Raw genomic sequence first — 6146 nt, 5'->3', positions numbered from 1 at the left:
GACATTTATGTGATTAATATAACAAATTTCAATACTTATTTTCACCATCAGCTTTCATTTTCAGCACTTTATAAAAAGTAAGGCTCACGTTTGATTGTTTTAACAGCAATGACTTTCATAAAAAAAAGCCCCATTAATGGAGCTTTGAAAAGAGGATCGAACTAAAAGAAATGGAGATAACTCAAACCCGTCTGATCCCAATCTTTGCCTTTTTGCTGTTGATACTGCCAATGAAGCCTCAACGCATTTTGCTGATTGAATAAATATTGCAACTGTGTATTCAGTCTGACTTGCCATTGATGACTATCTTCCCAATATGGCAGCTCGACCTGTACCAAACTATTGATATGTTCGCTCCAGATGTTCTGGCAGCCTACCGTTGGCCCAAGTCCCACGCGCCAACCTCGGTCTAAAGCTTTACCTGCTTGAACATGATTTTGCAATTGTGCATAGCACAAATGTTGACGCTCTTGATCTGCCACACTATAGCCAAACTGACTGGATAGATTGAATACACCGTGTTGATCCTGTTCACTAAATGCACCATCTCGATTTAGTGCCTCTTGTTGCCAACCCATGTTAAAACCCCAGCTTAATGGTGTTTTAAAGGCAGTCAGTGGACTGTAGGCATTGACCTCCAGCACATTCAGCTCTTGCAGTCTTAGTCGATCATCGCGATATTCGAGGCTACCATCTAGAAACTTAAGCTGTGTACCCAAACGAAAGCCGCCTTGCGGGTCAATCAAGTCATGATAGGCCTGACGATGGCTCAGTCGGAAATAAGTGTCACCTTGTATTTCACCCGCTTCAAACTGAACGGTTCGCGCATGGTGGCCTTTTACCGGATCTACTTTTGGCGCTTCGACTACTTGACGTTGCTTTTCCAAGTCAATCTGACTCCGCAAACCCAGCAGTTGTCGAATACGCGGTTGGGCGTCTTCTGCCGCAATCTTTTGTGCAATTAACTGTAAATACACATGGTCATAAGCCATTTCTAAAATACGTGCCTGATCCACCAAGGCATAGCGCTTCAAATAATCTTGCATTTGAGCAGGTTCAAGTTGCGCAACCTGATGCGCAGCCGCTGCCAAGGCTTGTCCGTGTTGTTTGGCTTGTGCCAACAACTGAGTTTCTAAAGCCGGACGGTAAACACTTTCTGCAATTAGATGGTTTTCATCGACCGCCTTAATAGTCTCAACAGGAATCGCAGCGGTTTTAAATTGTTTTTGTAGGTTGACCTCTGGCCGTACCAAATCAATTAAACCCAGTAAACGATAGGCGCAGTTATCACTGATAAAATAGTAAGGAAATTGCACATGCTTGAGTTCCCAAATATGCTCAACCATGGTTTTGGTTTCTTCTGGCGTCAGGGCTAACTCGTACTCCCACAAATCGCGGTTTTCCAAATCACCATATTCTTTCACTTTTCGATAGTACGGCATGAGTGAGTACTCACCTGGATACTGCCCGGTTAAGCCCTTCCATGCAAAAGAAAAGCTGTCGCTATTGGCCACTGTCGCTGCATAATTCACTGCATAAGAGACTAAGTTCAGCTGTTTTTGGTCTTTAGGATCGAGCCTTAACAGGGTATGCCCAAACATCGAACTGGGATTGCCCATAAAGTCCGTGGCGTAAATTAAAGTCGCCTTATACGGCTTAATTTGCCCAAGCCACTCATCCAGCTCAGGACATGAGGCTTTAGGCAGTTGGTTTGATGCAATATTCAGTTGTCCTATGAGCCATTTTGAACGTGCCGGAAAGCGACACTGAATCGATTGATTGGCTTCGGCTGGGGTAAAAAGTGCTGCAATATTGGCATCAAGCTCTTGTTTGAGCTGAGTTTGTCCGTGTTCGCTATAAAAAAATGGACGGTAGGTGACTTCACTTTGTCCTGAGACATTGGCATACATCAAACGTTGCCAAGTCACATTTGAGGCTAGCTTCAGCTGCTGTGCTTTTTCAATATAAAACTCGGCTGAGCTAGGTGCTTGAGCAAAGATGCTGGTGCTGAATAGCACACTAAAGAGGAGGACAACAGATTTCATGCAGTGTTAGCTATTCTTCTTTTTTAGATATGAAAAACCCTGCCTGAATGGCAGGGTTTTATGGTGCAATTAAACGTATGCTTTTAATACGCTATCCGTTGCCATCACTGCTTGTAAAGATGCTAATACTTGAAGCGCATCTTGGTTCTCAGCTGAATAGATTTTTGCAAAGTTTTGTTTAGAAACTTCAAAGAAACGTGCTTTATCACCAGATTGAATGTTGAGTAATTCAGCAAGGACATTCAGACTTTCACCCTCACCGACTGCCATATCACGCGCCAATGCTTCCGCATTTTCGTTGGTAAATGTTACTGCCTGAGCAGTCACAGTACCTGTACCGCTACAACCTAAAGTACCAAAGGTAATACCGAAAAGTTGGTTAGCAAAAAGACCATTGGTTGTACCCGCTAAAATTTTAGCGACTTTACCAGACTGGCCAGCCCAAATTTGTGAACCAATACCACAACCGACGTCATTATCTGCAAATGTAGCGGTAGAACCAACAGCCAAAACCGCAGCCAATGCTATTTTTTTCAACATAAGGTTTCTCCAGACTCGATTATCTCCGAGTATTTTTATTGTTCCTATTGTGTGTATTTTGAGCTACACCCTTGTAAGATAGCGGTAACAAGCGCATAACGCAAAACAATTTATACTAAAGTGAAGTGAATATTTAAAAATGTGCTAGCGGTATAAGGACCAACAGCCACGTAGGTCTCGTTTCCCTAAAATCTTTAACACCAACACCAGACTGAGCAGTAGCAATAAATACCAAGAACCCAACTTACCCCAACCGACCATATGCCATGCATCGACTTGACTTGGGTACAGCCAGATTTGGTAAAACGTACTGATATTTTCCGCAATCCAAATAATAAAAGCCAACAGTAAAAGTACGGGTAACATCGGCAGTTGAAAACGGTGCTGCTGTAATTCAAAGCCAATCTTGGTTTTCCAAAACAGCACTATGCTCCACGCAAACAAAAGATAACGAATATCGGGAACAAAAAATTTGGACATAAAGTTGATATAAGACAACACCGCCAATGTCAGCATGGCGGAGAAACGGGGCAAGTGCTGAAAAGAAACATGATAGAGACGCAATGAGCGCGCAAAAAAACTGCCTACAGCCGAATACATAAAACCTGCAAACAACGGCACGGTGAGAATTTTAAACACGGCGGGATGCGGATACTGCCAAGATGCAATTTGCGGATGGGTCAAAAAGATTTCCATCACCATTGCCATCACATGAAATAACGCAATCACTTTGGCTTCGGCCCAAGACTCGAGTTTTAAGTACAACAGACAAACTTGTATCAGTACGGCATAAAACAGTAGATAGTCATAACGGAAAAAACCGAAATATTCCCGATTCCCCATACTGGCTGTGAAGGCAAAAGCCAATAACAGTAATATCCCAAATAAGGCAGCCGAAGCTGCCTTAGATGAGAACTCAAAACATGATTTTAAAATCGTGATCACGCATGAACCCTAATTGAATTGAAGCTGTGAAACTTAGAGATATTTGGCACTGTATTCATGCACAGTATCAATAAAGGCTTTCGGGTTTTCAGGATCAACCCACTGGGTAATACCGTGACCTAAGTTTGCAATATAACCCGTTTTCTCACCGCCTGCATAAGTATCATCTAACATGGCTTTGGTGGCTTTCACGATGGTCTCATGCGAACCATATAATGTTGCAGGGTCTAAGTTGCCTTGCAGTGCCGCACGGCCAGCCACCGTTTGGCGAGCCACATTTAATGGCGTCGTCCAATCTAGACCAAAAGCATCTGCCCCTGTTGCCACCATTGGCTCTAACCACTGACCGCCACCTTTGGTGAATAAAATGACGGGAACTTTACGTCCTTCATTTTCACGTTTTAAACCTGCAACAATTTTTTGCATGTATTTTAAAGAAAATTCTAAATATTCACGGTGTGCCAATGCCCCGCCCCAACTGTCAAAAATCTGTACGGCTTGAGCACCTGCATCAATTTGCGCATTTAGATAGTCAATTACCGCATCAGCCAAACGATCGAGCAGCGCATGTAAAACTTCAGGTTGCGCATACATCATTTGCTTGGTGAAACGGAAATCTTTGCTCGAACCGCCTTCAACCATATAAGTTGCTAGCGTCCAAGGACTACCTGAAAAGCCAATTAAAGGCACTTGTCCACCTAAGGCTGAACGAATCGTCTTGACCGCATTCATCACATAGTCGAGATCAGATGCAGCATTAAACTTAGGTAAATTCGCCACATCTTGTTCAGTACGAACCGTTTTATGAAATTTAGGCCCTTCCCCAGCTTCAAAATAAAGCCCTAAACCCAAAGCATCGGGTACAGTTAAAATATCTGAAAATAAAATGGCTGCGTCGAGCTCATAACGACGTAAAGGCTGTAAAGTTACTTCACACGCAAATTCGTTATTTTTACACAGCGAAAGGAAATCACCCGCTTGAGCACGGGTTGCACGATATTCAGGTAAATAACGCCCTGCTTGACGCATCATCCAGACGGGTGTGGTATCTACAGGTTCACGTAATAAAGCACGTAGAAAACGATCATTTTTAAGCGTCGTCATTTACTTTCCCATCTCAATTAAATTTGCTCACCATCATAACAAAAAGGTCGAATTTTTAATAACTTCTCATAACACTAAAATTCGATCAGGACAAAGATGCAAACGAATATTTACACAAAACAAATACTGCATCTCCATCTTTTTTCTGTAATACTTCACTAGTTTTTACTTTGTAAATGAATAATTCTTAAGGTTGAATTACATGTTCGTTCGCACAATACTCGCGATGAGTTTAAGTTGCATTCTTGCTGGTACAGCGTTTGCTGCATCTACTACTGAACAACCCTTGACGCCAAAAAAGATCATTGATACTTCAGTTCAAGATCCTATTGATCCTTTAGCAACAGATGTCGCTTCAGCTTCTACTGCGGTTGCAAACAGCCAAATTACAGCAAAAGAACAAGCAGACTTAAACCAAGCTTCGCAAACTTTAGATCAACTTGAACAATCTGAAGATAAAACCGCTGACGTTGGTGCTGCACCAAGCAAAACCACCACTGCACCGACCACCACGACGACCAATCCTGCTGCGGCTAAAGCATCGTGGACATTAAATGGTCTAAACAGTGCAGAATGGTTCGACAATATTGGTAAAGGCCAATTTCCTGTCTATGCACGTGCTCACGTGATGCTCAATAATGCGCATGCGTCTCCAGGTGCAATTGATGGCATGAGCGGTAAAAATACCCTCAAAGCCATTGCTTCGTTCCAGCAAATGAGCGGTTTAAAAGCAACAGGTACCTTAACCAAAGAAACTTGGGATGCTCTACTTGCAAGCCAAGGTTCTAAGCCTGCATTTATTGAATACACCATTACCGAAGCAGACTTAAAAGGTCCTTACGCCGCATCAATTCCACGCGATTATGCACTACAAGCCAAAATGAAAGGTTTGTATTACACCCGTGTGACTGAAATGTTGGGTGAAAAGTTCCATATGGATGAAGACTTTTTACAAAAGTTAAATCCAAAAGCAACCTTCAAAAAAGCGGGCGAAAAAATTATTGTGGCCAATATCCGCAATGAAGTGCCAGAAGACATTCACTTGATTGTTGCGCACAAAGGTGCAAAACAGCTGTATTTATTTAACAGCCGCAACCAAATGATCGGTTCTTTCCCTGCAACCATTGGTAGCTCAGACACTCCGTCTCCAACGGGTACTTATAAAGTCACTGGTGTTGCGCCAAATCCATGGTATAGCTACTCGCCAAGTAACTTTGTACAGGGCAAAAACTTAAAACCACTTTCTCTACCACCGGGTCCGAATGGTCCTGTAGGGAATATCTGGATTGGTTTAAGCAAAAAATCATTTGGTATTCATGGCACACCAAACCCTTCTGCTATTTCTAAAACAGCATCACACGGTTGTATCCGTTTGACCAACTGGGATGCCAATGATCTTGGCAAAAAAGTGAAGTCAGGTGTTACGGTTAAATTCTTAGAATAATTGGCTTTCTAAGGTATTTACGCTATAAAAGGTGCTCTCTTGAGAGCACCTTTTTTTCAATTACAGCA

The 6146-nt window shown here is 42.5% G+C and carries 5 protein-coding genes; 1 reads left to right on the top strand and 4 read right to left on the bottom strand.

The genetic code is table 11. The annotated features are described in order from the left end of the window. Positions 1–161 precede the first annotated feature (161 nt). From ACY3FQ_RS04600 to hemE, 4 genes are all read right to left on the bottom strand, one after another. Positions 162–2045, bottom strand: coding sequence for an Lnb N-terminal periplasmic domain-containing protein (locus ACY3FQ_RS04600; RefSeq protein WP_279691064.1), 1884 nt, complete (start codon positions 2043–2045; stop codon positions 162–164). A gap of 69 nt (positions 2046–2114) precedes the next feature. Continuing rightward, positions 2115–2585, bottom strand: coding sequence for a DUF3015 family protein (locus tag ACY3FQ_RS04595; RefSeq protein ID WP_168158113.1), 471 nt, complete (start codon positions 2583–2585; stop codon positions 2115–2117). 144 nt (positions 2586–2729) lie between these two features. Further along, positions 2730–3527: a DUF817 family protein gene (locus ACY3FQ_RS04590; protein ID WP_279691068.1), complete on the bottom strand. Its 798-nt coding sequence runs from the start codon at positions 3525–3527 to the stop codon at positions 2730–2732. A 36-nt stretch (positions 3528–3563) separates the two neighbouring features. Continuing rightward, complete coding sequence (gene hemE, locus ACY3FQ_RS04585; protein ID WP_279691062.1) at positions 3564–4634, bottom strand: uroporphyrinogen decarboxylase; 1071 nt, start codon at positions 4632–4634, stop codon at positions 3564–3566. A gap of 202 nt (positions 4635–4836) precedes the next feature. Between hemE and ACY3FQ_RS04580 the strand changes: the two genes are divergently transcribed. Continuing rightward, the gene (locus ACY3FQ_RS04580) at positions 4837–6078 is read left to right on the top strand and encodes a L,D-transpeptidase family protein (protein WP_010327247.1); all 1242 of its coding nucleotides are present in this window, start codon (positions 4837–4839) and stop codon (positions 6076–6078) included. The last annotated feature ends 68 nt before the right edge of the window (positions 6079–6146 follow it).

The organism is Acinetobacter sp. AB03 (assembly GCF_058107045.1).
The sequence above is the reverse complement of the archived record's forward strand: the minus strand, read 5'-3'. Positions and strand labels throughout refer to the sequence as shown.

Excerpts from the sequence above, each read along its gene's own strand:
- ACY3FQ_RS04600 (WP_279691064.1), bottom strand. The coding sequence starts at position 2,045 with ATGAAATCTGTTGTCCTCCTCTTTAGTGTGCTATTCAGCACCAGCATC.
- ACY3FQ_RS04595 (WP_168158113.1), bottom strand. The coding sequence starts at position 2,585 with ATGTTGAAAAAAATAGCATTGGCTGCGGTTTTGGCTGTTGGTTCTACC.
- hemE (WP_279691062.1), bottom strand. The coding sequence starts at position 4,634 with ATGACGACGCTTAAAAATGATCGTTTTCTACGTGCTTTATTACGTGAA.
- ACY3FQ_RS04580 (WP_010327247.1), top strand. The coding sequence starts at position 4,837 with ATGTTCGTTCGCACAATACTCGCGATGAGTTTAAGTTGCATTCTTGCT.